Consider the following 26,858-nt stretch of genomic DNA (forward strand, 5'->3'; position numbering starts at 1 on the left):
TACTGACAGGAGACCGTCTCAGCGGTCGGCGTACCACTCCGTGAACGCCGCCAGCGCGCGACCCCGATGCGAGATCGCGTTCTTCTCCTCGGTGCTCATCTCGGCCATCGTCTGCCCGTTGTACTCGAAGATCGGGTCGTAGCCGAACCCGCCGTCGCCGCGGGGGGCGACGAGCGTTCCGGCGACGGTTCCGTCGAACGTCTCGGTGCCGTTCTCGTCCGCGTACGCGAGGACGGTTCGAAAGCGGGCACGACGGTTCTCCTCGGCCTCGGCGAGCCGCCAGAGTCGTTCGACGCCGACGGTGTCCTCGACGTACGCCGAGTACGGCCCCGGGAACCCGCCAAGCGCGTCGACGAACAGCCCCGCATCGTCGACGAGCACCGGATCGTCGCTCCCCAACTCCTCGAAGGCCTCGCGGGCTCCGTACGCCGCGATCTCCGCGAGCGAGTCGCACTGTACCTCGGTGTAATCGTACTCGATCTGTTCGACGGGATCGATTCCCTCGAGGTACGCCCGCGCCTCGCGGACCTTCCCTTCGTTGCCGGTGACGAACCGAACGGTCATGTCGGAGGGAGCGTCCGCGACCCGAAAATAGGCGTCGATTACCCGCGTTCCGGGGGCGGTTTCCGCCGATTCGGCGGGCCGATCGTCTGACGCTACAGCTCGAGGGCGTTCATGACGGTCGCCTCCGCCTTCCGGAGGTGTTCGGCGGCCGTCCCCGGTGCACAGTCGAGTTCTGCGGCCACGTCGTCGACGCTCGCCGAACGGGGCACCTCGAAGTAGCCGACCTCGCGGGCGATCCGAACCGCCTCGCGCTGGCGTTCGGTTAGCGCTCCGACCGCGGCGTCGCTCCCGTCGTACTCGCCGATCCGGTCGACGGTCGTCTCGATCCCCTCGGGAACCTCAGCGAGTGCCTGCTGGAGATCGGCGGGCTCGCCGACGACCGAGAACCGAGTCGTCCAGTCCGACCGATATTCGATCGGCGGGAGCGTCACGAGACTCCCCTGCGTGAACGATCCGAGCAGTCGCTCGTCGATTCCGTCGGGAACGTCGCGAACGTAGACGGTAAACGACCGGTCGCCGGTCCGCGTGAGTTCGTACTCGCTGACCCGGTCGGTGTCCGCGAGTGCGGCCTCGTAGACGTCCGGATCGCCGACGACGTGGAAGATGAAGGCGTGATCGTCGCCCCCGGCGAAGTTCCCGTGGACCATCCGGTAGGAATCGAACGCGTCGCTGTCGGCGACGAACCGATGCATCGGGTGGATCGCCTCCGCGTCGTACCGGAGCGTGAGCCGAACCGTCTTCACGACCGGATACTCCGGCCGGCGTATATAAATAGCCTCGCTCGTGGCGCAGAACCGACACGCCAGTCGCGTCCGAACGGGCAGCTATGTCATCGGAGTCGACGCTCGCGTCGCGACCGGCCGACGCCGCGTCCGGCCGCGACCTCGAGGCCCTGCTCGGCGACGCCGTTCTCCGTCGCGACGACCACCTGAACGCACCGGGCTTCGTGATCCGGCCCGACGCGGTCCAGCGCGTCCTCGAGACGCTCCGCGAGGACGCGGGGTTCGACCACTGTTCGTGCGTGACCGCCCAGCAGTATCCCGATCGATTCGAGACGATCTATCACCTGAAATCCTACGACGATCCGACCCGCGAGGTGAGCGTCGTCGTCCCGACGGCGGTCGCGGACCCGGTCAGCGAATCCGCCGAACCCGTCTTCCGAACGGCGGACTGGCACGAGCGCGAAGCCTACGACCTCGTCGGCATCGAGTACGAGGACCATCCCGATCTGCGACGGATCCTCCTGCCGGATACGTGGCAGGGCCATCCGCTCTCGCTGTCGTACGATCAGGCCCAGCCCCAGGTCGTCACCCTCTCGGAGCACGAAAACCCCATCGCGGGCGACGAGCACGACGCCGACTCGGAGACGATGTTTCTCAACATCGGCCCGCACCATCCGTCGACCCACGGCGTCCTCCACGTCAAAGCGGTGCTGGACGGCGAGACGGTCGTCGACGCCGACCCCGACATCGGCTACATCCACCGCTGCGAGGAGCAGATGTGTCAGAACGCCACGTACCGCCACCAGATCATGCCCTACCCCGACCGGTGGGACTGGGTCTCCTCTGGCCTCCTGAACGAGTGGGCCTACGCCCGCGTCGCCGAGGATCTGGCAGACATCGAGGTCCCCGAGTACGCCCAGATCATCCGGACGATGGGGGCCGAACTCTCGCGGCTGGCCTCCCACTTCATCGCCCTTGGCACGTACGCGCTGGACATCGTCGGCGAGTTCACTGCCACCTTCCAGTACGCCATCCGCGATCGGGAACTCGTCCTCGACCTGCTCGAGGCGCTGACCGGCCAGCGGATGATGTTCAACTACTTCCGGCTGGGCGGAGTCGCCTGGGACCTCCCGGAACCCCGCGAGGAGTTCATCGCGGACGTCCGGGACGTCCTCGACGGACTCCCGGCCAAACTCGAGGAGTACCACGACCTGCTGGTCACGAACGAAATCTTCCAGCGCCGGTGTATCGACACCGGAGTCCTCGAGCCCGAGGTGGCCAAACAGTACGGCTGTACGGGCCCCGTCGCCCGGGGCTCGGGTATCGACTACGACCTCCGGCGAGACGACCCCTACGGCTACTACGAGCACCTCGAGTGGGACGTCGTCACGGAGCCCGACGGCGACAACTACAGTCGCGTGCTCGTCCGCATGCGCGAGGTCGAGGAGTCCGCGAAGATCGTCGAACAGTGTCTCGACCTGCTCGCCGAGTGGCCCGACGACGACCGCGAGATCCAGAGCAACGTGCCCAGAACGCTCAAACCGGAGGCCGACGCCGAGAGCTACCGCGCCGTCGAAGGGGCGAAAGGCGAACTCGGCATCTACGTCCGTTCGGACGGCACCGAGACGCCGGCGCGGTTCAAGATTCGAAGCCCCTGCTTCTCGAACCTCTCCGTCCTCCCCGAGATCACCCGTGGCGAGTACGTCGCGGACCTCGTCGCGGCGATCGGCAGTCTCGACTGTATCATGGGCGAGGTCGACCGGTAACCGGCCCGCCGGACGGTAGATCCGCGAGCGATCGCGTGACCGCGCAACCGAATTTGCAGTCGCTCGGAGGCTCTTTCACTGGCTCCCGGTACACCCCCCTATAGCGGGTCTCGAGTGCGCCGAAACTGACCGACAGCAAACCGGCTCAGTCGTCCGTGTCGCCGTCGACGATGACCTCGACGGGTTCGTCCGTCGTGTCCTCGCTCTCCTGGCCGGCACCGCTTTCCTGGTGCCACAGGAGCGCGCCCGCGACGAGGACGACGATCCACGACCGCCAGTTGGCGAGGTTCAGGGTGTAGCCGACCCCGAAGGGCTTCTCGACGAGCATCCCTTCGCCGGGCTGCCAGTACGACGAGAGCATGCGACTGATGCTCGGTCGCTCGAAATTGTACGGTACCCCAAGAATCTCACCCGAAGTCGGCTTCTCTGCCATGACCGGTGATACGTCTTCCCCCGATAAAGGTATTGTGTGCTGCGACGATCGGTGCAAACAGCCGACTGCCGCCAGTCGATCCGCCCCGTCAGGATCGATAGCGGCCGCGCCCCTCGACGTCTCGCAACCGCTCGAGGACCCGTTCCTCCCCGACCTCGCGGTAGCCCTCGCGGACGGCCCCGCGGAGCGGTTCGGGCTCGTCGGCGGTGCCGACGAGGCTCTGATCGAAGACGTGCAGGTCCATCGCGTAGTCCTCGACGTGGTCGGTGTGATAGCCGAGCCCGAAGTCGATGAGGTAGGTCCGGGTTCCGTTTACCCTGACGTTCCGGGTCGTCGGATCGCCGTGGACGAACCCCGCCCGATGGAGTCGAGCGAGATGACGGCCGACGTCGCGGACCCGTTCAGGGGACAGCCCATCGCGGAGATCGCGTTCGCCGACGTACTCGAGGTCGAGGCGCGCCTCGCGGGGATCGACGTCTGAAAGCACGGGCGTCGGAACCCCCTTGCGACGGGCCAGGCTGGTCAGGCGAGCCTCGAGCGTGGTCCGGTCCCTGCGGAGCCGGTCGTCGAGTTTGGGGTGGCGGTAGGTCTTCGACTCGCGGCGTTTCCGAACGCGTCCCCGTTCGGGTTCTATCCCGACCAGCGCTTCGGCCCCGCGGACCTGCCGCTCCGCCTCGCCACCCTCGCCGCGTCCGGCCGCGAGCTCCGGTTCGTCGACCCGCCAGCTCACGGGGACCTGGTCGGGCCGGAAATCGGGGTCGACGCGCGAGTCCTCGAGCGCGAGCGTGTCGCCGGCCGCGTACATCTTCGCCCCGAGGACGGCGATCATGCCCGCGTTATCGCGCAGGAAGCGCGGCTCGGGCGCGTGGAACTCAGCCCCGCGCTGGGCGCACATCTCCGCGAGCATCTCTCGCAGCCGGGCGTTCTGGCCGACGCCGCCGCCGAGGACGAGTTCGTCGCTGCCGGTCAGCGAGAGCGCGCGTTCCGACACCTCGGTCAACATGCCGAAGACGTTCTCCTGCAGGGAGTAACAGACGTCTTCGACCGGCGTCCCGTCGTCGACGGCCTGTTTCGCGGCGCTCATGATCCCCGAGAAGGAGAAGTCCATTCCTTTGACGACGTAGGGAAGATCGACGTAGTCGCCGTCCTCGGCGGCCGCTTCGACCTTCGGCCCGCCGGGATGTGACCAGCCGACGTGGCGCGTGAACTTGTCGATCGCGTTGCCGACGCCGGTATCCATCGTCTCGCCGAGCACGCGATACCGGCCGTTGCGGTAGGCCAGCAGGTGCGCGTTCGCCCCGCTCGCGTTGAGACAGACCGGGGAATCGAACCCCGACGTGTGACGACCGATCTCGAGGTGTGCTACCATGTGGTTCACCCCGACGAGGGGCACCGCGAGTGCCTGACTCAGTGCACGCGCGGCGGTACCGACGACGCGCAGGCAGGGCCCGAGACCGGGGCCGCGGGAAAAGGCGACGGCGTCGATCGGTGGCTCCGTCGCCGGACCAGCGTGGCTCTCGCGGGCGTGCTCGAGGGCTCGCTCGACGACGCGGGGAATCGCGTCATGCATGTGTTCGGCGGCTTCGCGGGGGTGAATGCCGCCGCTCTCGGGCTGGTAGGCGTCGCTTTCGATGACCACGTCGTCGCGATCGGCATCGTAGACCGCCGCGCTGGCCGCCCAGGCGGTGCCCTCGATCCCGAGAACGCGAACGGTGTTACTCACGGATTAGAACGGGTGGAGTCGTGGGTCGATCTGCCGCTGTGGCCGACACAGCGCCTTACTCCCACTCGGTGTAACTGCACTTCCCGCAGTGCTTGCGGTCGCCGTGGTTGGCGAGGAAGACGTCGCCACAGCGGGGGCAGAGTTCGCCCTCGGTGGAGCCGTCGTCGCCGTAGAGGTCGTAGCGCGCCATCTATGCCTCCTCCGCTTCGGCTTCAGCCTCGGCCTCTTCCTCGGCGCCGATCTTGTTGCGCTCGAGCATGTGGTCTTGCTCGACGTCGCGGGCGTAGTCGGCCGTGTCGTAGACTTTCGCCTGGCCGACGGTCTTGCGCATCCCGAACTTGGTGTCGAGTTTGCGGATGACGACCTCGTCGGCGTCCTTGTTCAACTTCGCCGCGAGGCTGTCCCGAACCTGCAGCCGTTCGGGGGTCGCGTCCTCGTGGGAGAGTTCGAAGGTCACGTCAGTCCGATGCAACATGGGGTTTTCCTCTTCGGAGATGATGTCGACGTCCATGATATCACTCAGTTACCCTACTATCCCCGTGTAGCGCCTAAAAGGATTTCGAAGCGCCCGACTCGCTCGCGATCGACCGGACCCGCCCGGTCGCTGTTCCCGGGACAATCACGCCGGCAGTGCGACCAGCCCGCGTGGCGACTGCGTCTCGAGGGCCGTCGGCCACTCGATCTCGATGCGCGTCCACGAGTCGCCGAAATCCCGCGTCAGGAACAGCCCGCGGTTGGTCACCGCGAAGACGACGCCTGGCTCGCCACTCGTCGCGAACACCGCTCGGACGACTCCCTCGCCGGTCGGCAGGCCACGTCCCTCGAGACGCTCCCACGGATCGCCGTCCGCGCGGCGGTAGACGAACGAGTGGGCCCTGCTCGCAGTGTGGGCCGTCGCTGCGCCGCGCGCGCTCGAGACGAGCACGCGATCCGGGTCGCCGGGATCGGGGACGACCGACCAGCAGTAGCGGTGCTCGAGCCCGTCCTGTGGCCGTCGCCACGAGTGGCCGCCGTCGTCGCTCTCGGCGTAGCCGTCGCCGGCAGCCGCGTAGAGTCGCCCCTCGAGAGCCGGGTGCGTCGCCAGGCTGTGATTGTCCCGACGGGAGCCTGGCGGCCGATCGCGCCAGGTCTCGCCGCCGTCGGGCGTGTAGACGAACGCACCGGCTTCGATCCCGACGGCGAGTCGGTCGGGATCCGTCGGATCGACCGCGAGACAGCGGACGTGGTGGGTGTGCGGGCGCGGCGGGAACGACCACTCCGCGGCGGAGGGGAGGTCGGTCAGGCCCTCGAGGCGGGACCAGGTGTCGCCGCCGTCCCGCGAGCGGTAGATCCGGCTGGGTTCGGTCCCGGCGTAGACGACGGTCGGATCGTGGGGGCTGACCGTCGCGGCCATCACGGGATCACTCCCACGGTCGGCCGCCCCGTCGCCGGGTTCCCCTGCCGTGCGTCCGCCCGACGAGCCACCGGCGACGAATCGCGTTTCGAGGCGGTCGAACGACGCCCCGCCGTCGACGCTCCTGTACAGTCCCTCCTCGGCCCCGACGAAGATCCGGTCGGGCGCGCTCGCGGCGGCGGCGACGCATTCGAGGGCGTGGCCCTCGAGTCTCGTCTCGGTCGTCCAGCCGTCCGGGTCGATTCCGTCGGCTGTACAGACGAGCAGCCGATCTCGGAGGGCCGCGATCACCGTCGTCATACGCCTCATAACGTGGTCGGCGCACATGAGTCGTCCCCCGGTGGAAGCGGTGACTCGAGGTATCGATCCGGTAATCAGAGCGGGTCGAAGTCGAACACGACCACGCTCACGTATAGTACGGCCAGTATAGCGCTCGTCCGGCCTTTACGAGCGGCCAGAGCGGACTACAGCCCCGCTCCCAGACCAGGATCGGCACGGCCCGCCCGCCGAACCCCTCCTTGAACCGAAACACGCCGTCCTCGAAGTCCGTGTTCGTACTCCCGAAGTCGTAGGTCTCGTAGCCGTTCTCGATCCCCCACTGGAAGACGTAATCGTAGAGCAGTTCCGACGCGTGGTCGTCGAAGTACTCCCGGGGAACGGCGGCGAAAAAGCCATGGATCGAATCACGCTCGTCGTCGAGCAACTCGAGCATCCCGCCGGCGTACTCGCCGTCGATCCGAAGCGTCACGAAGAGGAGCCGATCCTCGAACTCCTGGAGGGCCTCGAAGAACGAGAACGGATACACGCTCCCGCCGACCCGCTCCATGACGCGTTCGTACGTCCGGTAGAACCGCGAGAGGGTCTCCCGCGTAAGTTCCTCCTCGACGATCTCGACGTCGCCGTCGCGGCCGCGTTCGATCCCGCGCCGCCGGGTCCGACTCATGTCCGCGAGGATCCCCTCGTGGCCCTTGGTGAGATCGAGCAGGAACCGACACTCCCGCCGGAAGGGACGATAGCCCGCCGACTGGAACGCATCGTTGTACCGCAGATAGCCCGTATCGAGCCCGCGGATCTGGTGGACGATCGCCGTCCCCCGACAGACCGCCGGGACGGCCCCGAGGATCCGATCGAGCGAGTCGCTCGTGTCCGTCGGCAGCAACGGGCCACCGAAGCCGGGATAGAGCGACGAGAGGCGGTCGAACGGGGTCTTCTCGATTTCGACCACGAAGTTGGGCATCGCCCCGATCGTGTTCCCGTCCTTGGTGACCGTGAGGTGTCTTGGCTGATAGCCCAGTCCGGTCTCGATCGCCTCGAGCCACTCGTAGCGATGAAAGACGCTGCCGCGACTCGAGCGTTCGACGAGCCCGTTCCACTGGGCCTTCCTCACCTCCGCTATCGATTCGACGACGGCCACCTCGAGACTCGACGTCCTGTTCCCCGTGGACCGCCCATACCGGTTCGAGAACAGCGACCCGATCCGATGCAGTCTCGAGCGTGGAGTGCCGCCGGTCTGTTGTGCCATTGCCCGATCTCAACAGGGGGACCCTATTTGGTAGTCCGTCCATTCCGTCCCGGTATCGTGACGGTAACGGTCCCCAACCGGTTTTCCGGCGGCGACGCGCCGCGGGTTCGCCGGTCAGGCGAGGACGTCGACCTCGTACCCCTCCGCGCGGAGATCCGAGAGGAAGGCGTCGACGTGGTCCGGCCCGCGCATCTCGAGTTCGATCTCGACCTCGGTGTCGCTCATCTCGACCTCGCGGGAGGTCCGGTCGTGGTGGATCGCGTAGATGTTCGCCCGGTGAGCGGTGAAGACGTCCAGCAGGTCCTCGAGCGCGCCCGGCCGGTCCTTCAGCACGGTCCGGATCTTCAGGTAGCGGCCGGTTTCGACGAGTCCGCGGACGATGACGTTAGTGAGCGTGTTGAGATCGATGTTGCCGCCACAGAGCGCGGGGACGATGATCTCTCCGTCCTCGTAGTCGAAGTGTTCGAAGAGGACGGCGGCGAGTGCGACCGCACCCGCGCCCTCGACGAGGGTCTTCGAGCGCTCGAGCAGGTAGACCAGGGCGACGGCGATTTCGGGATCGGAGACGGTGACGACCTCGTCGACGTACTCCTGAATGTAGGGAAAGGTCCGCTCGCCGACGCTGCGGGTGGCGATGCCGTCGGCGATCGTATCCACGCCGTCGAGCGAGACCCGTTCGCCTTTCTCGAGGGACGTCGCGGCGCTCGAGGCACCCTCCGCCTGAACGCCGATCACGCGCGTGTCCGGCTTTTGCTCCTTGATAGCCGTCGCGATGCCGCTGATCAGCCCGCCACCGCCGATCGGGACGACGACGGTCTCGACGTCGGGACAGTCCTCGAGGATCTCGAGGCCGATCGTCCCCTGCCCGGCCATGACGTACTCGTCGTCGAAGGCGTGGACGTAGGTGCGGTCTTCCTCGCGTTCGATCTCGTGGGCGCGCTCGGCGGCCTCGTTGTAGTCACGGCCCGAGAGGACGACCTCCGCACCGTAGCTTCTGGTCGCTTTGACCTTCGAGATCGGCGCGTGTTCGGGCATCACGATCTTCGAGTCGACGCCCGACCGCGTCGCCGCGAGCGCGACCCCCTGTGCGTGGTTGCCCGCACTCGCGGTGACGACGCCCGCATCCGTTTGCGCCGCCGAAAGCGTCGCGATCCGATTCGTCGCGCCGCGGATCTTGAACGCGCCCGTCCGCTGGAAGTTCTCCAGTTTCAGGTGGATTTCGGCCCCGGTCATCGCCGAATAGGTGTGTGACCGCTCGAGTGGCGTGTGCCGAGACGTCTCTCGGACCCGCTCGCGTGCCTCGAGGATATCGGAGAGTTCGAGCATATCCCCGTCTACTCGGCGCGTAGTGTAAGGATTACTGTCGGAGACCGTGAGAGCCGTTTCGGGCTCGCACCGTCGTCCGCTGACAGTGATGTGTCGCCAGATCTGGGCAACACGACAGGGAATACAGGGAATGCACGGCGTGTGACGTGCGAATGAGGAAGGGAACCCTGTCCATATAAAACTCATGCACCCGTGGTGAAAGTGGAATCGCAATACTGCGGCGGGATCTTGTCGGCGTCAGACGCGAGACAGACGCGTGTCATTCGCGGGTTCGGACGGCGATCCCAGTCCGTGACACGACCGATCGGACGCGCTCTCGAAACGACCCGCCGCCGGGCCAGGTCGCGACGACATCGAGTCGATCCGGTTTCCCGACGTATGCCCAACACTGATCGCCTTCGGCCACCCCCTCTCCCCCGTCGTCGACCGCCATCGGCACTGCGACACGGACGTACAGTCCGCGTTCGACCCCCTCGTACCGATCGAGTGCGGCGAGTTCGGTCCCGTCGACCGCGAGCAAACGCCCGTCGACGCTGCCGCCGGGTACGAGTGTCGGATAGCGGCCATCGACCCGGTGGAGTCCCTCGAGCGTCGCGTGATCGACGAAGCGATCGGCCGCTGCCGCCGGTTCCAATTCGAGGACGGCTGTGACTCGAGCGGGATCGGTCAGGGTTCCGTAGACGAAGACGAGCACGCCGGATCGTTCCGTCTCCGACCCCTTGCTCGTACTGCTTCGGTTCACAGTCCCGGATGGCCGTGCTCGTCGGACTACACAAAACACTTATACAACTGATTTGTGACATCTGACATGAACCGCGAGTCCCTCCTGGCCGTCGCGACGGTCGTCGTCGTGGTCGGGGCAATCACGACCCTCGCTCTCGCCGGCGCGGTGTCCGATCCCAACGAGTCCGAGACCGCGGCCGACGTCGAGGCTCCCGGCCACGTGTCGCTGACGGAAATCACGATCAGCGCCGACGAGATCAGCGGCGGCACCGCAACGCTCGCCGTCGACACGTATCTCGAGCACCGGGGCAATCCCGTCAGGAACGTAACCGTCGTCCACCGGGCGACCGATATGCAGACCGGGCTCGTCGAGGACACCACCGAACGGGAGGTCGGGACGGTCGACGACGAATCCGAAGTCGTCGTCTCCGGGACGGTCGCAGTTCCACGGGAGAGTGGCTACGAAATAGAAACCTTCGTCTACCACAACGGAACGCGGACCGAATCGGCCAGCCACACCGTCGAAGGCGTCGATTCGCTGACACCCGCCTACGCCGATACCGACGTCGAGTTCCACCGCTTTGGCGGGAAGTCCGGCGGGAGCCTCGCGGACGTTCCCGCGATCAGCTACTCGGCCGCGTCGACGACCGACGAGACGGCGACCCTGGAAGTCGATAGTTATCTCACGAATACCGGTGACGACACCGAATCCGACCTCGAGCTCCAGGTGATCGCTCGACAGTCGGATTCGAACGTCGTCGCCGATTCCGCGACCGCCGAGCTGTCGGCGATCGAACCCGGGAAAACCGCTTCGCCGACCGTCGACCTCACGGTTCCCCAGGAGTACAACTACTACCTCGATGCGGTTCTCTGGCGGGACGACACCATCGTCGCCACGAACCGCGCGGTCGCGAATCTCGGTCCCGGCTCGCTGTCCGTCGACGAACCGAGCGGGTCCGAGGGGATCGAAGTGAGCGACTTTTCCAGCGACTCCGGGACGGCGACAGGCGACGGGCGGGCCGCCGACGAAGGAGGCGACGCCGGGGACTCGAGCGTCGACGGGACGCCCGGCTTCGGGATCGCCGCCGGCGCTGTTGCACTGCTCGCGACGGCCGCACTCGCACGGAGGGTCCACGAATGACTGATACACCGACACGAACGCAGACGGAGACATCGATCGACGAGGCCGAAGAGACATCCGACCGATCGGACGAGGTGACGGAGACGCCACAGCCGCCCGGCTCGAGTTCGACGACCGGGTTCGATGGCGGCTCCGGCACGATCCGACGCTACATCGCCTGGGGTGCCCTCGCCATCTGTTCGTTGCTGGCGGTCGTCGCCCTGATCCGGTTTTACGGCAGCGTGACGGCCGCGATCGATCTCTGGGTCGATCCCAAGTACCAGCCCCTGATACACGCCGCGTTCAACCTCACCGTCCTGCTGACCTCCCTGATCGGCGTGTCGCTGCTGGTCCGCGAGCTGACCGATAGCCGCCGATAAGAGCCAGCGACCACTCGCTCGCGAACTGCAGCCGAACACGGGGACGATAGCCGATCTGATCGCTATCGATCGGCGCGGAGAACGAGGGGAGGGGATCGCTGGACTCGACTCGAGGCGGTTACCGATCCTCGAGCGGGACGAACTCCTGATCCTGGGGCCCGGTGTAACGGGCACGCGGGCGGATGAGGCGGTTTTCCGCCTGGTACTCGAGCACGTGAGCGATCCAGCCGCCGGCACGACTCATGGCGAAGATGGGCGTGTACATGTCGATCGGGATGCCGAGCTGGTAGTAGACGGAGCCGGAGTAGAAGTCGACGTTCGGGGCGATCCCCTTCTCGGTGAGACCTTTCTCCTCGGAGAGGTACTGTTCGATCGTCGTGGTGTAGTTGTACCACTTGTCCTCGCCGTTTTCGGCGAGTTCCTTGCTGCGTTCCTGGAGGATCTTCGCGCGAGGGTCCTTGACGTTGTAGACGCGGTGGCCGAAGCCGGGGATCCGACGACCCTCTTCGGTCGCCTGCTCGACCCACTCGCGGTGGTCGAGGTCGCTCTCGTCGATCTCGATTAAGACCTCCATGACGTCCTGGTTCGCGCCGCCGTGGAGCGGCCCCGAGAGGGCGCTGATGCCGCCGGTCACGGCGCTGTAAATGTCGGCCATCGTCGACCCGATGACCATCGAGGTAAACGTCGAGGCGTTCAGCCCGTGGTCGGCGTGGAGAATGAGCGCCTGATCGAACGTCTCGGCGGCGATCTCGTCGGGTTCCTCGCCGGTCAGCATGTAGAGGAAGTTGGCGGCCAGTCCCAGATCGGGATTGGGATCGACCGGCTCCTCACCCAGCCGGTAGCGCTCGAAGGCCGCGAGCGCGGTCGGGATCTTGGCCGTGATGCGACGCCCCTTCCGGAGCGTCGCCTCGAGGTCGCCGGGGTCGGCGTCGTCTTCCGGCTCGGAGGCCGAGAACATCGAGACGGCGGTCCGCAGGGCGGCCATCGGCTGTTCGTCCGCGGCCGCGAGTCGCTCCATCGTCGCGAGCACGTCGTCGTCGACCTCGCGTTCCGCCAGGAGCGCGTCGGTAAACGGCTCGAGCTCGTCTGCCGTCGGGAGGTGACCGTGCCAGAGCAGGTACAGCACCTCCTCGTAGCTCGCGCCACGAGCCAGATCCTCGATCGTGTAGCCGCGGTAGATCAGCCGACCGGCGTCACCGTCGATCGAACTGAGCTCCGATTCGGCAACCAACACGCCCTCGAGCCCTTTCTTGAGGTCGTCAGACATAGTCAGGGATTTCGGACGCCAATGGAAAAGTATTATCGTTTGGCCGGTGGCGGCGGTCGGCACATTGGATGTGTGTGTTTTACCGCTTTTACGAACACGTACGGGTGGTATTTCGATGATCGAACGAACACACAGTCAATCGATTCCCGACCGGGTACTGTAATCGTCTTTCATTGGGAATCGCTGACTACGGTCCCGCGTTCGTCGTCGCGTCTCGAACCACGTGCGAACGCCCCGGACTGTGCGGGACCGACCTCAATCGAGTGCTTCGACCAGTTCGACGACGTAGCCGTTCGGATCCTCGACGAACGCGACGCGGACGCCGATGTCGGCCATCGTCGTCGGCTCCGTGTGAACCGGCGGCTCCTCTCGATCGACCAGTCGCTCGAAGGTCTCGTCGGTGCTGTCGACACTGACGGCGACGTGGGCCATCGTCCCCGAGTCGGTCTCCGGTCCGTCCTCGGGATCGTATTTGAACTGGAACTCGCCGTTCTCGCCGCCGATGTAGACGTTTTCGACGCCGTCGTCGGTCGAGAACGACCAGTTCTCCTCGAGTCCGAGCGCGTCGACGTAGAACTCCCGCGTTCGCTCGAGGTCCGATACCCACAGCGCAGTGTGAATGACGTCCATGTCACCGGGGAGAACGCGGATCGTCAAAGTGGTACCGGGACTACCGGGTCGAGGATTCGGTCTCCGTCTCCAGGATCGCGTCCATCAACTTCGTCTGGGCTGCTGCGAGGTGCTCGGTGAAGGTCGATCGGGCGACGTCGAGTTCCTCGGCGACATCCGTCGCGTTCGCCCCCTTCGGATACTCGAAGTAGCCCATCTCGTGGGCCGTCTCGAGGATCTCCCGCTGTCTGGTCGTGAGCGCGTCGCGGTTGACGACGACGGGATCCGCGGTGGCGTCGTCGTGGTCTTGCGTGAGTTCTTCGACGAGTACCCCGTCGAAATACATCCGCAGGTCGTCGACTATGTCGGCGATTTCGGCCAACTCGAGCGTCCGAAAGGAAAGGAGCAAGGCACCGTCCTGACCGCGGACCGACGAAACCGGGGTTCCCGTTCGCTCGATGATTTCGCAGGCACAGTCGACGCCGCTGTCGCGCTCGAATCGATAGATCGACTCCCGATCGGTGGACTGAACCGGCGTCACTTCCACGTCGGACTCCTCGCCGATCGAGGCATCCGCGGCGATGCCGAACTCCTCGACGACCGTTCCGTCGGCCGTCGCCTGAGCCGATCGGGAGACGGAGTCGACCGGTTCGCCGGTATCCCCGGAGATATCGGCGACCGGACAGTCACCCGGTTCGTCGATGACGACCGTTGCACGAAAGCCCGTCATACCGAATCGGTACGGCCGCACGCGCCATAACCGGCCCCGGGAATTCCCGCCGGATGAAAATACCTCACACGGATCGCGCGACCCAGTCAGCACCACTCCTCGTACTGGTGGACACGAGCCGGGTTCAGCGGCTCCGGCTCGCGGTCCGTCCCGTCGTAGGCTGCCCGATGGTGCTCGTAGCTGATGCCGATGCTATCGTCCGGGTCGTACTCCCGCGGGAGGATCGATTCCGCACGCCGCCGGTTCCACTCCGCCACTCTCTCGAGTGCCGCCGGCCGGTCGATCGCCGTCGTCTCGAGGCCGCCCGCGACGGCCCGATTCCAGGCGGCTTCTCCCGTTTCGGTCCGGACGATAGCGGTCGTATAGCCGTCTTCGCTGCCGACGTTGCCGACGCTGATGTCGGCCGCGCCGCCGACGAGATCGGCACACTCGTCGCAGCCGCGCAGTCCCGCCGCGTCGAACGCGTCGACGGCCGACTCGAGGAGCGACTCGCCGTTCCCGTCGACCGCGCGAAGCCGTCCGTCGCTGATGTCGAGCGTGTCGACCGCGTCGGGATCGACGCCGAACGACTCGAGACGCGAGACCAGACGGCTGTGCTCGAAGCTACGGGTACACATCAGCGCGACCGTGAGCGCGATGGGGTCGGCCGGCGCGTGGTCGTAGCGATCGAGCGCGGTCGCGCCCTGTATCATACAGGGTGTGCCGACGAGCGCGAGGTCCGGGTCGTCGGTTCCGATGGCTGCGTCGGCGAGCAGCGTCTCGATCTGTCCCAGCCCCATCGTCTGGTTGTAGATGCTGCCGCCCGCCTCGAGCAGGTCCTCGCGGGAGGTCGCGAGGAACGCCTCGCCACGGAGCGGGTCGTCGTCGCACTCCCGGGCGACAACCGCGCCGTCCAGTTCGCCGCCCTCGATCAGCGCCGCGAGCAGCGCCGTTACGACGCCGCCGTCCTGTCCCGCCTCGGCGGTGTCGCCGGTCGCTCGCGCGGCGTAGGTGACCGGCTCCTCGAGGCCGCGCTCCGCCCGGGTCAGCTCGAGGTGGCGCTCGTAGCGCAGGCCGCTGCGGGGACAGAAGTCCCAGCAGCGCGAACAGCCGGTACACATCTTGACGAGGGTGGGTCGGCCCTCGTCCTCGTCGATGCCGATGGAGTCGGAGGGACAGGCGGCGACACACGAGGCACACTGGATACAGCGGTCGGCCTCGATGACGGCTTCGTCCAGGTCCCTGAACCAGATCTTGCCGGGTGCCTCGGCGACGTCGCGGTCCTGTTCGCGCGGGTCTTCGCCGACGCCCTTGACGCCCGCTTGCGGGACGCCGGGACGGGGACCGCTCGCCGCGTCCGACGGGTTCGTACCCGACATCTAGCTCACCTCCGTCCCGATGGCTGGCGGGTCGCGCGCCGGCTCGTCAGTAACGATCTCCCGCAGCGCCGCGTTCGATGTCCGGCGCGTCCACTCGGTGAACGACTCGCCGGGCTCGCTGTCGGCGTCGTAGGCGCGCATCGTTGCCTTCACGACACCGGGCACGTCGCCGATCGGGATCTTCCCGACGAGCCAGTCGATGAACTCGTCGTTCCCGAGGTCGCCGCCGAGCCCGAGGTCGGCCGCTCGCCCGGACTCGTAGTCGTCGCGGTAGACCTCGCCGCGCAGCCCGAAGTCACCCAGTTGTGGCTGGGCACAGGAGGCCGAGCAGCCGGACATGTGGATTCGGATCGCCTCGTGATCGTCGGCGATCCCGGCCTCGGTGGCCCAGTCGTCCAACTCGCGGGCCCATCTGATCGCCCGGTTTTTGGTTTCGATGATCCCGTAGTTGCAGAACTCCCGACCCGTGCAGGTGACGATCCCGCGGGTGAACGGCCCCGGATCCGGGCTGTAGCGCTCGAGCAGCGGGTCCGCGAGCAAGTCCTCGAGTTCGTCGTCGTCCAGATGCGGGACGAGGACGTTCTGGTTGGGCGTCAGGCGGAACTCGTCGTCGCCGAGATCCGCGGCCAGACGAGCGAGGTCGGCGAACTCCGCGCCGGCCAGACGGCCAGTCGGGACGTTCAACCCGACGTACGAGCGGCCGTCACCCTGTTCGTGGACGCCGACGTGATCCCCGCGGTAGTCCATCGTCAGGGTCTCGTCGGGCTCGACGAACTCGAAGTCGGCGTAGGTTGCGAGTTCCTCGCGGAACGCCTCGGGTCCGAATTCGGCGACGAGGAATCGCAGCCGGTTGACCGCGGTGTCGAGGTAGCTCCCGTGGTCCATGAACAGGTCGGCCATCGCGGCGACGAGGTCCTCGACCTGGTCGGGTTCGACGAACAGATCGATGTCGCTAGCGACTCGCGGGCCGTCCGAGAGGCCCCCACCGACCCGCGCGAGGAACCCATCGCGACCGTCCTTGCGGGCGGGCGTCAGCCCGAGGTCCTGAATGCCCGACCGTGCGCAGTCCTCGTGACAGCCGGTGACGCTGACCTTGAACTTCCGGGGGAGGTTGGCGTAGTGGTGGTCGCCGAGGAACCGCTTGCTCACCCGCTCGACGACGGGCTGGATGTCGACGGTCTCGTCGGGGTCGAGCCCGGCCGCGGGACAGCCGACGACGTTGCGCACCGAGTTCCCGCAGGCCTGCATCGTCGAGAGTCCGACCGCGTCGTAGCGGTCCCAGATCTCGGCGACGTCCTCGATCTCGATCCAGTGCATCTGGACGTCCTGACGCGTCGTCACGTCGAGGTAGCCGTCGCCGAAGACCGGGTTCTGGTCGGGGCCGCCGTAGGCCTCGGGAGCCCTCGCGAACTCGTCGGCAACCTCGCCGACGGTGCGGGCCTGCTCGGCGGTGAGGACGCCGCCGGGGGCCCGCGTCCGGAGCATGAAGTAGCCCCGCTGTTTCTGGTGGTAGAGCCCGATCAATTTCAGGCGGCCCAGCACGTCCTCGCCCAACTCGTCGACCATCGCCTCGAAGCCGCCGTTGTCGGCGTAGTAGCGGACCTGCTCCTGCAACTCGAGGGGGTCCCACTCCGGCGCTTCGGCGCGCACCCAGTCCGTCAGGCTCCCCTCGTAGAAGGCCACGTCCTCGTAGCCCAGGTGTCGAAGCGTGACGTAGGTATGGCTGAGTCGCCGCGCCGTGTTACAGTAGAGGACGACCCGTGCATCCGGCGTGATCCCGCGCTCGGCGAGTAGCTCCTCGAGCGCCCCCTCGTCTCTGAGCCAGCCGTCCTCGAGCAGGTCCGCCCAGTCGAGGTGGACGGCTCCGGGAACCCGCGACTGCTCGTACTCCGCGGCGGTTCGGGTGTCGACCACGACGGCGTCGCCTTCGACGGCAGCGTCGACGTCCTCGCGGTCGACGATCGGCGCATCGTCCCGGAGGCGAGCCTCGTAGGCAGTCGGTTCGGGATCGGGGGCGTCGGTCGAGAGGGATCGATCTCCCGCCTCGAGCCACGCCTCGAGGCCGCCGTCGAGCAGATAGCGATTCCCTTCGTGGCCGTAGACGGTGGCGGTCAGCAGAAACCGCGCCGCGAGCGGGCCGCCGTCGTCACCGTAGGCGACGATGGTATCCTCGCGATCGATTCCGGCCGCGGACAGGAGCGCCGCGAAGTCGTCGGCGGCCGGGAGCTTTCCATCGGCGACGCTGCTGGGATCCCGGAACCGATCGGCCGGGACGGTGACCGCGTCCGGGACGTGCCCCAGTTCCTCGTAGTCGCGGGCCTCCCGGACGTCGACGACGACCACCGAACCCGCGTCGCGGTTGGCCTCGAGCCACGCCGGCGAGACGATTCCGAGGGCGGAACTCACGAGCGGTCACCCGCGTCGTGACGGTCGGCGTCCCCGTCCGTTCGCGGCTCGAGCGGACTCCGGGTCACGCCGTCAGATCGGATCTTCGACACTGTCTCGATCATGCTGTGGCTGGCGGTAGCAGCCGAGACCCCTTTCAGCTACGCGTACGGGTAAGCAGTACCGTCGCTCCCGGACGACGGCAGCGAGCCGTCGGCGTTCGTGACAACTTCATTACCCGTGGTATGAACTGCTTTTATTCGGCGCTCGAGACGAAACGAACTGCTCAGCGTCCGTCTCTCGCGGGTGGCCCCGCGCCCGGTCCGTCGCCGGATGCAGCAACAAATTCCTGTTCCAAGCGAACGGGGAGGACCGAACCGAGTCCCCGAGCTGGGTCGTCCCAACATCGACTCCCACGGGGAGGTCGTGGTACCACGACTCTCGGAACTCTTATCCCCGAATCCGCTCTACGTTTGTTTGTAATGGCGAAAGGTAACGTTGATTTCTTCAACGACACAGGCGGCTACGGTTTCATTTCGACGGACGACGCGGACGACGACGTGTTCTTCCACATGGAAGATGTTGGCGGTCCGGACCTCGAAGAAGGCACAGAGATCGAATTCGACATCGAACAGGCTCCCAAGGGCCCACGCGCGACGAACGTCGTCCGAACGTAAGTTCGAACTATAGTAGCAACTGAAACGATTTACACACTGATCGCAACGCTGTCGTGCGATCAGGAGTGCAATGACTTTCAGTTGCTACTATATTAGCTAATACCCACTGAAAACGTAACCAGGATCTATAGTCTCTTTCTCCATAACATCTCCTCTAGCTTCAAATGTTCCACTGGCTTTACAGAGGACAATATTCGATTCGTCCTCAGTCCAGTCACCGTAGAAGACACCGCTGTTCCCTGCTCGAACTACAGTATTTCCGCCAGCATTGCCTGCATCCAATACACCACCATACTCATATTTGGTATTAACTGAATCATCTGGGTCGGATTCATTAGTTATATTATCAACATCACCGTCACTAGGTGATAACGTAACAGCGCCATGTGCGCCTGAAGCATCAGCACCAAATGTCACAGATTCTAGGTTAATATCGCCGTCAATCCCTCCATCCGAATTATCCGGATCTGGTGCAAAATCAATAATTTTTTATTATGTCTACCGTCATGTGACCAATCTTGTTCGACATAGGTCTTGTTATTATATCCTTTACCATTCGACACAGACTCCTCATGATCATCAAGATATGCTCCAGGCCATTGGAGAAAAGAAACTACACATCCAAGTTGGCGATCACCAGAAATATCATCAGTTTCATAAAGTCTCCCCGTTATATCTACTCTCCCGAGAGTATACTCTTCCCCATCAACAGTTACTCTTGCATAGTCATCATTTACTACGGTCCCAATGTGATTCCAATCTGGGCCTGCACTAATTCCATCATCTCCGTCAACCGTGTCGGTAGTGGTGATTGAGCTACTAGAAATTGAATTACTAGAGGATTTATTTTCTATACTTTCTGAAACAGCTTTTCGGGCACCATTTATTTTATACTCTTTCTCTTTCGCAGAAGTTGTTGGTGGGGCAGACCATAATCTTTCGTATGGACCATTATCAACCCATCCAAGATAATATGCTACCTTTTTACTAGACTTATCTTTATTAATAACCGAACTTGGTTTTGAAATGGCACCATTACTCTTTTCTGGAAGTACTTCTTCCCTAACATCCATTATATCGGGACGAACAAGCCCAGATGAATGAGTTGTCGAAATAAAGACTCCATTTTCGGTTTCTTCCCGTTTTATATTATTTTTCTTAGCAGATGTCGCATTTGATAATACAGCGATTGAACCAACACCTGTAGCAACCTTTCCCAGGTAGTTTCTTCTTCCGAACAGCTTATTTTTATATTTCATATTCAGTTCAATATATAACACAGGGCATATTAATGTTTATTATTGCGGAAATTAGATTCTACTTTATCAATATAAATAGTAAATAATATTATAATAGTTGGTCTGGTTTAGATGTGGTAGCTAGAGGACTATCTGTTATCTTGTAGTGTTGTTTCACAGTCGCTTGCCTATCAACTAATGACATGACTCAAGGGGAATCCAATATTACTCAACTTGAGACTTAGGATGGTACTACAATCGACTCTTGACAACCTCCTTCATGGGTCTCTGAGTCAATTGTTTCCCAGAGCGGTATTCCCGAACCATCTCTCCCAATCCAATAGGCGAGCTGGAGGGCATATCCGTCAGATGCTTCTTTAGAGTCAACCGTTGTCCACTCTGAATCTCTGTCCATACGCATGTGAATGCGGAAATATCCCGATTTATCTGGCCAATCTTGATTGATCCATTGATGCTGAAGTGGACCCGATTCTTTGCGGCCCTTGATTACATATGAATCAGAAAGTATATCCTTATCTTCATAACTAACACGTACGTGAATGGTATGAGATTGGGTATCTGCATTAGCTATCTCAATACAACTGAGAACTGATTGATTGTTAGAATAAATTGATGAGATACACCCAGAAAGACTGACACACATGGTGGATGTTACAGTTGACAGGATAGTACGTCGGGAGACCATTTAATTCATATTATGTCTGAGAAGTATTAATATTTGTGATGCGAGTTTGTCAATGGCTTTCGTGTAACTCGATAGAACATTGCTAAAAGGCTTTAAAACGAGCATCTTTACGAGCAAATCGATGACCTCGAGGCGATGAACGATCGACTACGGGCCCAGACCAACGCCGAGATCGACGAACGCCTCGAGTCCTACGAGGACTTCTTGAATCTATAGTAGCAACTGAAACGATTTACACACTGATCGCAACGCTGTCGTGCGATCAGGAGTGCAATGACTTTCAGTTGCTACTATAGGCAGTCGTCTCTGACGACACTCTACTACTGTTTATCGCACCGCTCTTAGTCCCCCCATAGCGGCGTGACTGTATCGTCAGACCGTCCGCACCTCGATAGGGGAATGGGCGGAACCACCGGAAAACAAGGTACCGGTCCTAACGGAACTGTGTCCTGTCCGGAGCGTCGACGCGAACTCGAGGCGTGACTACAGTTTCTGGCCCAGTTTTTCGCGACTGATCCGAACCCCGGTCGGCGTGATGATCATCTGGTCGTCGCCTTTCCGGACGATATCGCCGTCGACTTCCTGTGCGACCTGGCGTAGTTCGTCGACGATGTGTTCGACGGTGCTGTCCTCGGTCCGCAGGCGTGTGATGTCCGCGATGACGATGTCGCCGTCGTAGACGGCGTCTTTGATGTCGATCGCATCGGCCTGGCCCCCGACCTCCGCGATGTGTACTTGCATCGTCGCCTCGGCCGGGCTCGTCGAGGCGTCGTCGAGATCCAGTTCGGCGTAGTCCTCGACGGTTCTGGACTGGTCGCCACCGAGAATTTTGCTCATGAGTCCCATTGGCGATACCCACCGCCGCCGCGAGTATAGTTCTTACGTCAGACACGGTCCCGTCTCCGGGACCGTCCGGAAATCCGACCGGAACGGCTGGCTCGAGTCACGGGGACACGTCAGCGACGACGCCTTCTCGCCTTCCCGACAGTGTCGATTAAAACGTACGGCCGTTGTACGTCCATGTATACGTCGTCTCGGCAGCGACAGCACGCCGCCGTGAGTTCCGTCGAAACCAGCGGTCGGTGACGGAGGCGTTCGGCTCGTCACGTCGGCGGCGCGTTCTCCGGAGGTGGGTGTTTTTGAATGGATCGCCTAATCCCTTTCAACAGCAGTTTGATCCCGTTCTTGTGTGCTTCCTTCCCCTTGTGAATGTGAGTGGGGCGAACTGGTTGTTCATCGTAGGTGTCGAACGCGCCAGGTGGAACGGTCCCCTCCTGTTCGAGGTCTCGACGCACTTCGAACAGCAATGCATGAAGGTGGATGTGCTCTTGGCTTTTCATGAGAGCATTCAGCACTTCGTCATCCATAAAGAATTTTGCAGTATTTTCTTGGTGTACTAATGTGAGTGACTGTGACAGCAACGGGGCGGCTCGAGGGGGTCGTGGTCTGCCGCTCGGGGCGAGGCACCGTCCGACTCGAGGGGGTCGACCGAGAGCGCCGGCGCTCAGAAGCGTCCAGCGACGACTCCGGGAGCCACGATCAGCGGACGGCCGCGGGGGAAGACGACCGGTGCGTCGTCGCCGAGCGGACTACCCGGTAAACTCGTAGAGTTCGTCACCGACGTGGTGGAGCGAATCGACGACCTTGCCTTCCTCGCCGACCATGTCCGCGCCGTCGACGCGGGCGCGACCGATCGCGAGGACCTTCCCGTGGGATTCCTCGGCGATGACGACCAGATCGTCCGGCGAGACGTCGTCGGTCGCCTCGGTGATTCCCGGTCGCATCACGTCGGCCCCGTCGCTGACGAAGGAGACGGCCCCCGCGTCGACGGTGACCAGCCGTTTCTCGGGATCGTAAGCGTTCGCACCGCGAACCGTCAGGAACGGGGCATCGTCGAAGTAGGCGACCTGTGGTTCGCCGTCGATGAGGATAACCTCCCAGTCGGTGTCCTCGAACTCGACGCGCTCGTAGGCTTCACCCGCAGGCGAGACGCCGAGTTGCTCCTCGAGGGTGTCCTCGAGATCCGAGACGGCATCGCTGCGGAGGTGGTGTCGAGATTTGACCTGCATGGTCGGAGCAACGCGTGGTCCGGAAATAAAAGGCCCGTTCCCGACCCTGCGGGTCGTCAGCCGACACCGCTCGCGTGCCAATTGCTAAGTGTATTCACGCCGTCGGACCGCGTATGTGGCCCTCTCGGACCCGTACCGAGACCGTGACGTGTCTCGCCTGTGGTATCGAGTGCCCGCGCGACGAGGCCCGCGAGTACGACAAGCACGGTGACCGCTGGGATCGCGCGGACAAGACCTTCGAACACCTCTGTAAGTCCTGTCACCGCGAGCTGTGCCATCACCCGCGGGCCGAACTCGAGGACCTCCTAGTCGAACTCGAGGCCGGCGAACGGGACCGAGACGCCTTCCTCGCGAGCTATCTCTCGGCGGTCGAGGAGCGGTACGGAACGCTCGAGGAGGAATCCTGACGACCGACGGCTACGGGCCGGGTGAGAACCCAGTGTACGGGCCGACGGGAGACGGTGACGTCAGCCGGACTCGGTCGCCCTCGCGACGAGTTCGGCTTCGGCCTTCCGTAACAGTTCGCCGGCCGTGCTCCCGGCACACCCGAGTTCGTCGGCAACGTCTTCGACGGTCCCGGATCGCGGAACGTCGTAATAGCCGACGGCGACGGCGGCCTCGAGCGCCGTCTGCTGTCGGTCCGTCACTGCGGTCGAGGCCGGACGACGGTCGAACTCGTGAACGCGGTCGATCGTCCCCTCGACCAGGTCGGTGAGTTCGGTATAAAACCCCGTCAGCGCGTCGGACTCCCCGACGGCCTCGAACTGAACGGTCCCGGTATCCCGGAACGTAACCGGCGGCAGGAACACGATTCTCGAGTCGGAGACGAGATCCAGCACGGCGTCTGCGAACTCGTACTCCGTTTGATGGACGAACGCGTACGTGCCGTCGGAGCCGTCGACGAACGCCGTCGTGGTAATACTGCCGACGGCGCTCAGCAGGTCGGCGACGGCATCCCGTCCGCCGTCACACCAGAGTAGCGTGGTTACGGTTCCCATCGGACCCCACATCAGCAACTCCGCTCGTGACACGTCGTCCGACGACACGAGTCGGCGGTGTAACGGGTGGGCGATCCCGTCGGGAAACGTCACGCTGAACGAGACCTGTTTCATCGGTCGATACTGTCGCCGGCAGATATTAAAAGACCGCACCTATCCGGGAGAAGCCCCTCCGCCGATCGGTGCCAACGAGGACGTAGTGACTCGCACACGCTCGGATTCGGACGGAAAGACGACCCACGAGGTGGCCTCGCCAACGATCGTCACTGACGAGGACGGACGGCGGATCGCCTACACCGAATACGGTGCACCCGGGGGAACCCCACTGGTCGTCCTGCACGGCACCCCCGGATCGCGCGTCTTCGGGCGACTCTTCGACGACCGTGCACGGGATCTCGGCGTCCGGATTCTCGCACCGGACCGGCCGGGGTACGGACGATCGGCCCCCGATCCCGACTGGAAGCTCACCGATACCGGCGCGATCGTCGCCGCGGTGCTCGCGGACGCCGGCGTCGCTCGAGCCGGGATCGTCGGCTTTTCCGGCGGTGGACCACACGCGCTCGCAGTCGCCGCGACGCGGGGTGATCTCGTCGAGCGGATCGAGATCGTCTCCGGCGCGCCGCCGCAGTCGCTCGTGTCCACGCTCCCACCCATACAGCGGCTCCTCGGGACGCTGGCGAGGCGGACGCCACTGCTCCTGAAGGGATTGCTCGGCGTCCAGACTCGAGTCGCCGGACGGACGCCTCCAGCCGTCGTTCTCTCCCAGTACGCGACCGCGACCGAACGCGCCGAAATCCCGCCGGCTGCCGCCGACTGTCTTCGACGCGACTTTCTCGAAGCGTTCGCCAGACATCGGGACGGGTTCGTCACCGAGACGCGCCTCTTCGCGAACGAGTGGGGGTTTTCACTGTCGAATATCGCCCACACGGTCCGCCTCTGGCACGGCGATGCCGACGCGAACGCCCCGGTTCAGGGAGCGCGCCGACTCCGTGCGGAGCTCCCGAACGGCGATCTGACCGTCCTCGAGAACGCGGGCCATCTGACCACACTGCTTCGGAGCAGGTCACGAATCGTTCGGTCACAGCAGTAGCGGCTCGTCCGAGCCTGCTGTCGCGACCCGAACGGTGGTCGATCGGCGGCCGTCCGCTTGATTCGATCCCGACACGACTTTCACCCTTACGTCCGTAGTCATCGCCATGAGTGACGACGCACAGGCCGACGCCGGGACCGTGGAAGGCCAAGGCCCCGTCGAGGTCTCCGAGGAGCTCGCGCGCCATCTCGAGAACAAGCGCGAGGAGCTGTTCGAGAAGTTCGAACTCCGCGACGAGTTCCCGCCCGAGGTCTTGGAGGAAGCCGAGGCCCGAACGGAGGGCGTGACGGCGGAGATCAGCGACGAGATCGATGACCGGCAGGATCTCCGTGACCTGACGACCTGGACGACGGACCCGATCGACGCCCAGGACTTCGACGACGCCCTCTCGATCGAGGAACGCGACGACGAGTACGTCCTCTGGGTGCACATCGCCGACGTAACCCACTACGTCAACCCCGAGACGGCGATGTGGGACGAGGCCGTCGAACGGGGCAACACGGTTTACCTGCCCGGCTACACGGTCCACATGCTGCCGCCGGTGCTTGCCGAGACGGTCTGCTCGCTGGTCCCCAACGAGGACCGACTGGCACACACCGTCGAGATGCACCTCGACAAGGAGACCCTGAGCTACGAGAACATCGAGATCTACAAGTCCGTCATCGAGTCCGACGAGCGGCTCACCTACGCACAGGCTGAAAGCCGGCTCGAGGACCCCGACGCGCCCCTCCACGAGGAGAACGCGCTGGTCTACGACCTCGCCGAGCAGATGCACGAACAGCGCAAGGAAGACGGCTCGCTCGTTCTCAACCCGAGCCGCGATCGGGCCCACACCATCATCGAGGAGTGCATGCTCAAGGCCAACAAGGCCGTCACGCACGAACTCATGTGGAATCGCGGCGTCGAGGCGATGTACCGGGTCCACCCACAGCCCAGTCCCGACGAGTGGTCGGAAGCCCTCCGGGAGATCCAGGACCTCGATGGCGTCTCGATCCCCGGCAGCACCTGGGACGACCCGCGAAAAGCCGTCAACGCCACCCTCGAGGAGGCTCCCGGCCGCCAACTGGACAAGATCCAGTGGGCGGTGATGAAGGTGATGCCTCGAGCGCGGTACATGAACGATCCCTTCGGCGGCCACCACGCGCTGAACTTCGAGATCTACGGCCACTTCACGAGCCCGATCCGACGACTCAGCGACCTGATCAACCACTGGATCGTCTACCAGAACGACGTCCCCGAGAACCTCATCGAACTCTGCGATCGCGCGAGCGACAAACAAAAAGACGCAGAACAGTGCGAACGCGAGTACAAGACCTTCCTACAGGAGGTCGGTCTCGATCCGATGGCGGTCAACAACCGCGGGATCGAAGTCGTCGACGAGGCAGAAGCGGAGAAGACGTTGTAGAGCCCTCCTGCCGATCTCGGCGCGATCAGATCGATTTTTCATACACCCGCTCCTCGAGGTCCGTCCCCAGATCCGACGGTCGCGTCTCGACGTGCTCGAAGCCGGTCGACTCGTAAAACGAGATTCCGACCTCGTTGGCAGCGAGGACCGCCAGCCGGAGCCGGTCGAACGCCGCCGAGAGCTCGGTCTCGAGGGCGTCGAGCAACGCCGTTCCGGTCCCGTCGTTCCACCTGTCGGGCCGAACGTACAGGCGCGCGAGAAACGCGACCGACCGATCTTCCGGCCATGGAACGGCGTGTGCGAAGCCACGAGCGACGGTCTCGGTGTCGGCCGCTGGCGAGCCCGAAGCGACGAGAAACGCGGCGTCGCGGCGGCCGCTCGCCTCCCTAATCGAGGACTCGAGGTCCCCGATCGCGTACCACTCGTCGACGACGTCGTCGACCGTCTCGGGGCCGAGAAGGTCGTCGTAGGCGGCGTGCCAACTTTGGCGCGCGATCTCGTGGATGATCCAGGCGTCGTCGACCGTCGCGTGCCGGACAGCTCGAGTCACACTGAACGGTATCACAGCGGCCGGCAAAAAGCGACATCCGATCGCCTTCGATCCGTTACGTTCGCGAGCGGCGACGAATCGGGAAGAAGCTAGCGGTCGAACGC

General features: G+C 64.0%; 30 protein-coding genes. 8 read left to right on the forward strand and 22 right to left on the reverse strand.

What is annotated here, in order from left to right; all coding sequences use genetic code 11:
* Positions 1-18: 18 nt before the first annotated feature.
* Both J0X27_RS13640 and J0X27_RS13645 read right to left on the reverse strand, forming a co-directional pair.
* Complete coding sequence (locus J0X27_RS13640) at positions 19-564, reverse strand: XTP/dITP diphosphatase (RefSeq protein WP_207269719.1); 546 nt, start codon at positions 562-564, stop codon at positions 19-21.
* Between the two features lie 92 nt (positions 565-656).
* Positions 657-1,307: a helix-turn-helix domain-containing protein gene (locus J0X27_RS13645; protein WP_207269720.1), complete on the reverse strand. Its 651-nt coding sequence runs from the start codon at positions 1,305-1,307 to the stop codon at positions 657-659.
* Between the two features lie 83 nt (positions 1,308-1,390).
* On the opposite strand from J0X27_RS13645, the gene J0X27_RS13650 reads away from it, so the two are divergent.
* Positions 1,391-3,052 carry an NADH-quinone oxidoreductase subunit D gene (locus J0X27_RS13650; RefSeq protein ID WP_207269721.1) on the forward strand — a complete coding sequence of 554 codons (1,662 nt, stop codon included), beginning with the start codon at positions 1,391-1,393 and terminating at the stop codon, positions 3,050-3,052.
* 145 nt (positions 3,053-3,197) lie between these two features.
* Here J0X27_RS13650 and J0X27_RS13655 read toward each other — a convergent pair whose 3' ends face one another.
* From J0X27_RS13655 to J0X27_RS13690, 8 genes are all read right to left on the reverse strand, one after another.
* Positions 3,198-3,485, reverse strand: coding sequence for a DUF5808 domain-containing protein (locus tag J0X27_RS13655; RefSeq protein ID WP_207269722.1), 288 nt, complete (start codon positions 3,483-3,485; stop codon positions 3,198-3,200).
* An 88-nt stretch (positions 3,486-3,573) separates the two neighbouring features.
* Positions 3,574-5,208 carry a bifunctional N(6)-L-threonylcarbamoyladenine synthase/serine/threonine protein kinase gene (locus tag J0X27_RS13660; RefSeq protein ID WP_207269723.1) on the reverse strand — a complete coding sequence of 545 codons (1,635 nt, stop codon included), beginning with the start codon at positions 5,206-5,208 and terminating at the stop codon, positions 3,574-3,576.
* 55 nt (positions 5,209-5,263) lie between these two features.
* Positions 5,264-5,398: a 30S ribosomal protein S27ae gene (locus J0X27_RS13665; RefSeq protein ID WP_097380143.1), complete on the reverse strand. Its 135-nt coding sequence runs from the start codon at positions 5,396-5,398 to the stop codon at positions 5,264-5,266.
* The gene (locus J0X27_RS13670; protein WP_207269724.1) at positions 5,399-5,719 is read right to left on the reverse strand and encodes a 30S ribosomal protein S24e; all 321 of its coding nucleotides are present in this window, start codon (positions 5,717-5,719) and stop codon (positions 5,399-5,401) included. It abuts the gene before it with no gap.
* Between the two features lie 108 nt (positions 5,720-5,827).
* On the reverse strand, positions 5,828-6,901 hold the full coding sequence (locus J0X27_RS13675; RefSeq protein WP_207269725.1) for a WD40/YVTN/BNR-like repeat-containing protein: 1,074 nt from the start codon (positions 6,899-6,901) through the stop codon (positions 5,828-5,830).
* Between the two features lie 106 nt (positions 6,902-7,007).
* Positions 7,008-8,123, reverse strand: a complete 1,116-nt coding sequence (locus J0X27_RS13680) for a lipid II:glycine glycyltransferase FemX (RefSeq protein ID WP_207269726.1) — start codon at positions 8,121-8,123, stop codon at positions 7,008-7,010.
* Positions 8,124-8,237: 114 nt separating this feature from the next.
* Positions 8,238-9,449: a threonine ammonia-lyase gene (gene ilvA, locus J0X27_RS13685; protein ID WP_207269727.1), complete on the reverse strand. Its 1,212-nt coding sequence runs from the start codon at positions 9,447-9,449 to the stop codon at positions 8,238-8,240.
* Between the two features lie 259 nt (positions 9,450-9,708).
* Complete coding sequence (locus J0X27_RS13690; RefSeq protein ID WP_207272089.1) at positions 9,709-10,143, reverse strand: gamma-glutamylcyclotransferase family protein; 435 nt, start codon at positions 10,141-10,143, stop codon at positions 9,709-9,711.
* 114 nt (positions 10,144-10,257) lie between these two features.
* Between J0X27_RS13690 and J0X27_RS13695 the strand changes: the two genes are divergently transcribed.
* Entirely contained in the window at positions 10,258-11,313 is a 1,056-nt protein-coding gene (locus tag J0X27_RS13695) for a DUF7490 domain-containing protein (protein ID WP_207269728.1), read from the forward strand.
* Positions 11,310-11,672, forward strand: coding sequence for a DUF8060 family membrane protein (locus tag J0X27_RS13700; protein WP_207269729.1), 363 nt, complete (start codon positions 11,310-11,312; stop codon positions 11,670-11,672). The genes J0X27_RS13695 and J0X27_RS13700 overlap by 4 nt, the downstream gene beginning before the upstream one ends.
* Positions 11,673-11,790: 118 nt before the next feature.
* Here J0X27_RS13700 and citZ read toward each other — a convergent pair whose 3' ends face one another.
* The 5 genes from citZ to J0X27_RS13725 form a co-directional block, all read right to left on the reverse strand.
* Positions 11,791-12,939 carry a citrate synthase gene (gene citZ / locus J0X27_RS13705; protein ID WP_207269730.1) on the reverse strand — a complete coding sequence of 383 codons (1,149 nt, stop codon included), beginning with the start codon at positions 12,937-12,939 and terminating at the stop codon, positions 11,791-11,793.
* Between the two features lie 255 nt (positions 12,940-13,194).
* Positions 13,195-13,569, reverse strand: a complete 375-nt coding sequence (locus J0X27_RS13710; protein ID WP_207269731.1) for a VOC family protein — start codon at positions 13,567-13,569, stop codon at positions 13,195-13,197.
* Positions 13,570-13,609: 40 nt separating this feature from the next.
* Positions 13,610-14,278: a helix-turn-helix domain-containing protein gene (locus J0X27_RS13715; protein WP_207269732.1), complete on the reverse strand. Its 669-nt coding sequence runs from the start codon at positions 14,276-14,278 to the stop codon at positions 13,610-13,612.
* Positions 14,279-14,364: 86 nt separating this feature from the next.
* A complete protein-coding gene (locus J0X27_RS13720; RefSeq protein ID WP_207269733.1) occupies positions 14,365-15,636 on the reverse strand; it encodes a Coenzyme F420 hydrogenase/dehydrogenase, beta subunit C-terminal domain in 1,272 nt (423 codons plus the stop codon).
* Complete coding sequence (locus J0X27_RS13725; protein ID WP_207272090.1) at positions 15,637-18,024, reverse strand: rhodanese-like domain-containing protein; 2,388 nt, start codon at positions 18,022-18,024, stop codon at positions 15,637-15,639.
* Positions 18,025-18,503: 479 nt separating this feature from the next.
* On the opposite strand from J0X27_RS13725, the gene J0X27_RS13730 reads away from it, so the two are divergent.
* On the forward strand, positions 18,504-18,698 hold the full coding sequence (locus tag J0X27_RS13730) for a cold-shock protein (protein WP_097380130.1): 195 nt from the start codon (positions 18,504-18,506) through the stop codon (positions 18,696-18,698).
* A gap of 96 nt (positions 18,699-18,794) precedes the next feature.
* Here the strand turns inward: J0X27_RS13730 and J0X27_RS13735 are convergent, their stop codons facing one another.
* From J0X27_RS13735 to J0X27_RS13750, 4 genes are all read right to left on the reverse strand, one after another.
* The gene (locus tag J0X27_RS13735; protein ID WP_207269734.1) at positions 18,795-19,115 is read right to left on the reverse strand and encodes a hypothetical protein; all 321 of its coding nucleotides are present in this window, start codon (positions 19,113-19,115) and stop codon (positions 18,795-18,797) included.
* Positions 19,116-19,120: 5 nt separating this feature from the next.
* Complete coding sequence (locus tag J0X27_RS13740; RefSeq protein WP_207269735.1) at positions 19,121-19,957, reverse strand: hypothetical protein; 837 nt, start codon at positions 19,955-19,957, stop codon at positions 19,121-19,123.
* Positions 19,958-21,125: 1,168 nt separating this feature from the next.
* Positions 21,126-21,488 carry a cell division protein SepF gene (locus tag J0X27_RS13745; RefSeq protein ID WP_207269736.1) on the reverse strand — a complete coding sequence of 121 codons (363 nt, stop codon included), beginning with the start codon at positions 21,486-21,488 and terminating at the stop codon, positions 21,126-21,128.
* A gap of 257 nt (positions 21,489-21,745) precedes the next feature.
* Entirely contained in the window at positions 21,746-21,982 is a 237-nt protein-coding gene (locus J0X27_RS13750) for a UPF0058 family protein (protein WP_207269737.1), read from the reverse strand.
* 65 nt (positions 21,983-22,047) lie between these two features.
* Between J0X27_RS13750 and J0X27_RS13755 the strand changes: the two genes are divergently transcribed.
* The gene (locus J0X27_RS13755) at positions 22,048-22,242 is read left to right on the forward strand and encodes a hypothetical protein (RefSeq protein WP_207269738.1); all 195 of its coding nucleotides are present in this window, start codon (positions 22,048-22,050) and stop codon (positions 22,240-22,242) included.
* On the opposite strand, the gene J0X27_RS13760 is transcribed toward J0X27_RS13755, so the two are convergent.
* Positions 22,232-22,711: an RNA-binding protein gene (locus J0X27_RS13760; RefSeq protein ID WP_207269739.1), complete on the reverse strand. Its 480-nt coding sequence runs from the start codon at positions 22,709-22,711 to the stop codon at positions 22,232-22,234. The two genes, J0X27_RS13755 and J0X27_RS13760, sit on opposite strands and share 11 nt — an antisense overlap.
* A gap of 113 nt (positions 22,712-22,824) precedes the next feature.
* Here J0X27_RS13760 and J0X27_RS13765 point away from each other — a divergent pair, with 113 nt between their 5' ends.
* Positions 22,825-23,118 carry a DUF7562 family protein gene (locus J0X27_RS13765; protein WP_207269740.1) on the forward strand — a complete coding sequence of 98 codons (294 nt, stop codon included), beginning with the start codon at positions 22,825-22,827 and terminating at the stop codon, positions 23,116-23,118.
* A 60-nt stretch (positions 23,119-23,178) separates the two neighbouring features.
* Here the strand turns inward: J0X27_RS13765 and J0X27_RS13770 are convergent, their stop codons facing one another.
* On the reverse strand, positions 23,179-23,823 hold the full coding sequence (locus J0X27_RS13770; RefSeq protein ID WP_207269741.1) for a helix-turn-helix domain-containing protein: 645 nt from the start codon (positions 23,821-23,823) through the stop codon (positions 23,179-23,181).
* 85 nt (positions 23,824-23,908) lie between these two features.
* Between J0X27_RS13770 and J0X27_RS13775 the strand changes: the two genes are divergently transcribed.
* Positions 23,909-24,799, forward strand: coding sequence for an alpha/beta fold hydrolase (locus J0X27_RS13775; RefSeq protein WP_207269742.1), 891 nt, complete (start codon positions 23,909-23,911; stop codon positions 24,797-24,799).
* A 106-nt stretch (positions 24,800-24,905) separates the two neighbouring features.
* Positions 24,906-26,204 carry an RNB domain-containing ribonuclease gene (locus J0X27_RS13780; RefSeq protein WP_207269743.1) on the forward strand — a complete coding sequence of 433 codons (1,299 nt, stop codon included), beginning with the start codon at positions 24,906-24,908 and terminating at the stop codon, positions 26,202-26,204.
* 25 nt (positions 26,205-26,229) lie between these two features.
* Here the strand turns inward: J0X27_RS13780 and J0X27_RS13785 are convergent, their stop codons facing one another.
* The gene (locus J0X27_RS13785) at positions 26,230-26,754 is read right to left on the reverse strand and encodes a GNAT family N-acetyltransferase (protein ID WP_207269744.1); all 525 of its coding nucleotides are present in this window, start codon (positions 26,752-26,754) and stop codon (positions 26,230-26,232) included.
* Positions 26,755-26,858 lie beyond the last annotated feature (104 nt).

Origin of the sequence: Natrinema longum (genome assembly GCF_017352095.1) — an archaeon.
In the GTDB taxonomy this organism is placed as follows: domain Archaea; phylum Halobacteriota; class Halobacteria; order Halobacteriales; family Natrialbaceae; genus Natrinema; species Natrinema longum.

Coding starts and splice junctions, on each gene's coding strand:
- J0X27_RS13640 (WP_207269719.1), bottom strand. CDS start 564: ATGACCGTTCGGTTCGTCACCGGCAACGAAGGGAAGGTCCGCGAGGCG.
- J0X27_RS13650 (WP_207269721.1), top strand. CDS start 1,391: ATGTCATCGGAGTCGACGCTCGCGTCGCGACCGGCCGACGCCGCGTCC.
- J0X27_RS13655 (WP_207269722.1), bottom strand. CDS start 3,485: ATGGCAGAGAAGCCGACTTCGGGTGAGATTCTTGGGGTACCGTACAAT.
- J0X27_RS13665 (WP_097380143.1), bottom strand. CDS start 5,398: ATGGCGCGCTACGACCTCTACGGCGACGACGGCTCCACCGAGGGCGAA.
- J0X27_RS13670 (WP_207269724.1), bottom strand. CDS start 5,719: ATGGACGTCGACATCATCTCCGAAGAGGAAAACCCCATGTTGCATCGG.
- J0X27_RS13675 (WP_207269725.1), bottom strand. CDS start 6,901: ATGACGACGGTGATCGCGGCCCTCCGAGATCGGCTGCTCGTCTGTACA.
- J0X27_RS13680 (WP_207269726.1), bottom strand. CDS start 8,123: ATGGCACAACAGACCGGCGGCACTCCACGCTCGAGACTGCATCGGATC.
- ilvA (WP_207269727.1), bottom strand. CDS start 9,449: ATGCTCGAACTCTCCGATATCCTCGAGGCACGCGAGCGGGTCCGAGAG.
- J0X27_RS13695 (WP_207269728.1), top strand. CDS start 10,258: ATGAACCGCGAGTCCCTCCTGGCCGTCGCGACGGTCGTCGTCGTGGTC.
- J0X27_RS13700 (WP_207269729.1), top strand. CDS start 11,310: ATGACTGATACACCGACACGAACGCAGACGGAGACATCGATCGACGAG.
- citZ (WP_207269730.1), bottom strand. CDS start 12,939: ATGTCTGACGACCTCAAGAAAGGGCTCGAGGGCGTGTTGGTTGCCGAA.
- J0X27_RS13710 (WP_207269731.1), bottom strand. CDS start 13,569: ATGGACGTCATTCACACTGCGCTGTGGGTATCGGACCTCGAGCGAACG.
- J0X27_RS13715 (WP_207269732.1), bottom strand. CDS start 14,278: ATGACGGGCTTTCGTGCAACGGTCGTCATCGACGAACCGGGTGACTGT.
- J0X27_RS13720 (WP_207269733.1), bottom strand. CDS start 15,636: ATGTCGGGTACGAACCCGTCGGACGCGGCGAGCGGTCCCCGTCCCGGC.
- J0X27_RS13730 (WP_097380130.1), top strand. CDS start 18,504: ATGGCGAAAGGTAACGTTGATTTCTTCAACGACACAGGCGGCTACGGT.
- J0X27_RS13740 (WP_207269735.1), bottom strand. CDS start 19,957: ATGAAATATAAAAATAAGCTGTTCGGAAGAAGAAACTACCTGGGAAAG.
- J0X27_RS13745 (WP_207269736.1), bottom strand. CDS start 21,488: ATGGGACTCATGAGCAAAATTCTCGGTGGCGACCAGTCCAGAACCGTC.
- J0X27_RS13750 (WP_207269737.1), bottom strand. CDS start 21,982: ATGAAAAGCCAAGAGCACATCCACCTTCATGCATTGCTGTTCGAAGTG.
- J0X27_RS13760 (WP_207269739.1), bottom strand. CDS start 22,711: ATGCAGGTCAAATCTCGACACCACCTCCGCAGCGATGCCGTCTCGGAT.
- J0X27_RS13765 (WP_207269740.1), top strand. CDS start 22,825: ATGTGGCCCTCTCGGACCCGTACCGAGACCGTGACGTGTCTCGCCTGT.
- J0X27_RS13770 (WP_207269741.1), bottom strand. CDS start 23,823: ATGAAACAGGTCTCGTTCAGCGTGACGTTTCCCGACGGGATCGCCCAC.
- J0X27_RS13780 (WP_207269743.1), top strand. CDS start 24,906: ATGAGTGACGACGCACAGGCCGACGCCGGGACCGTGGAAGGCCAAGGC.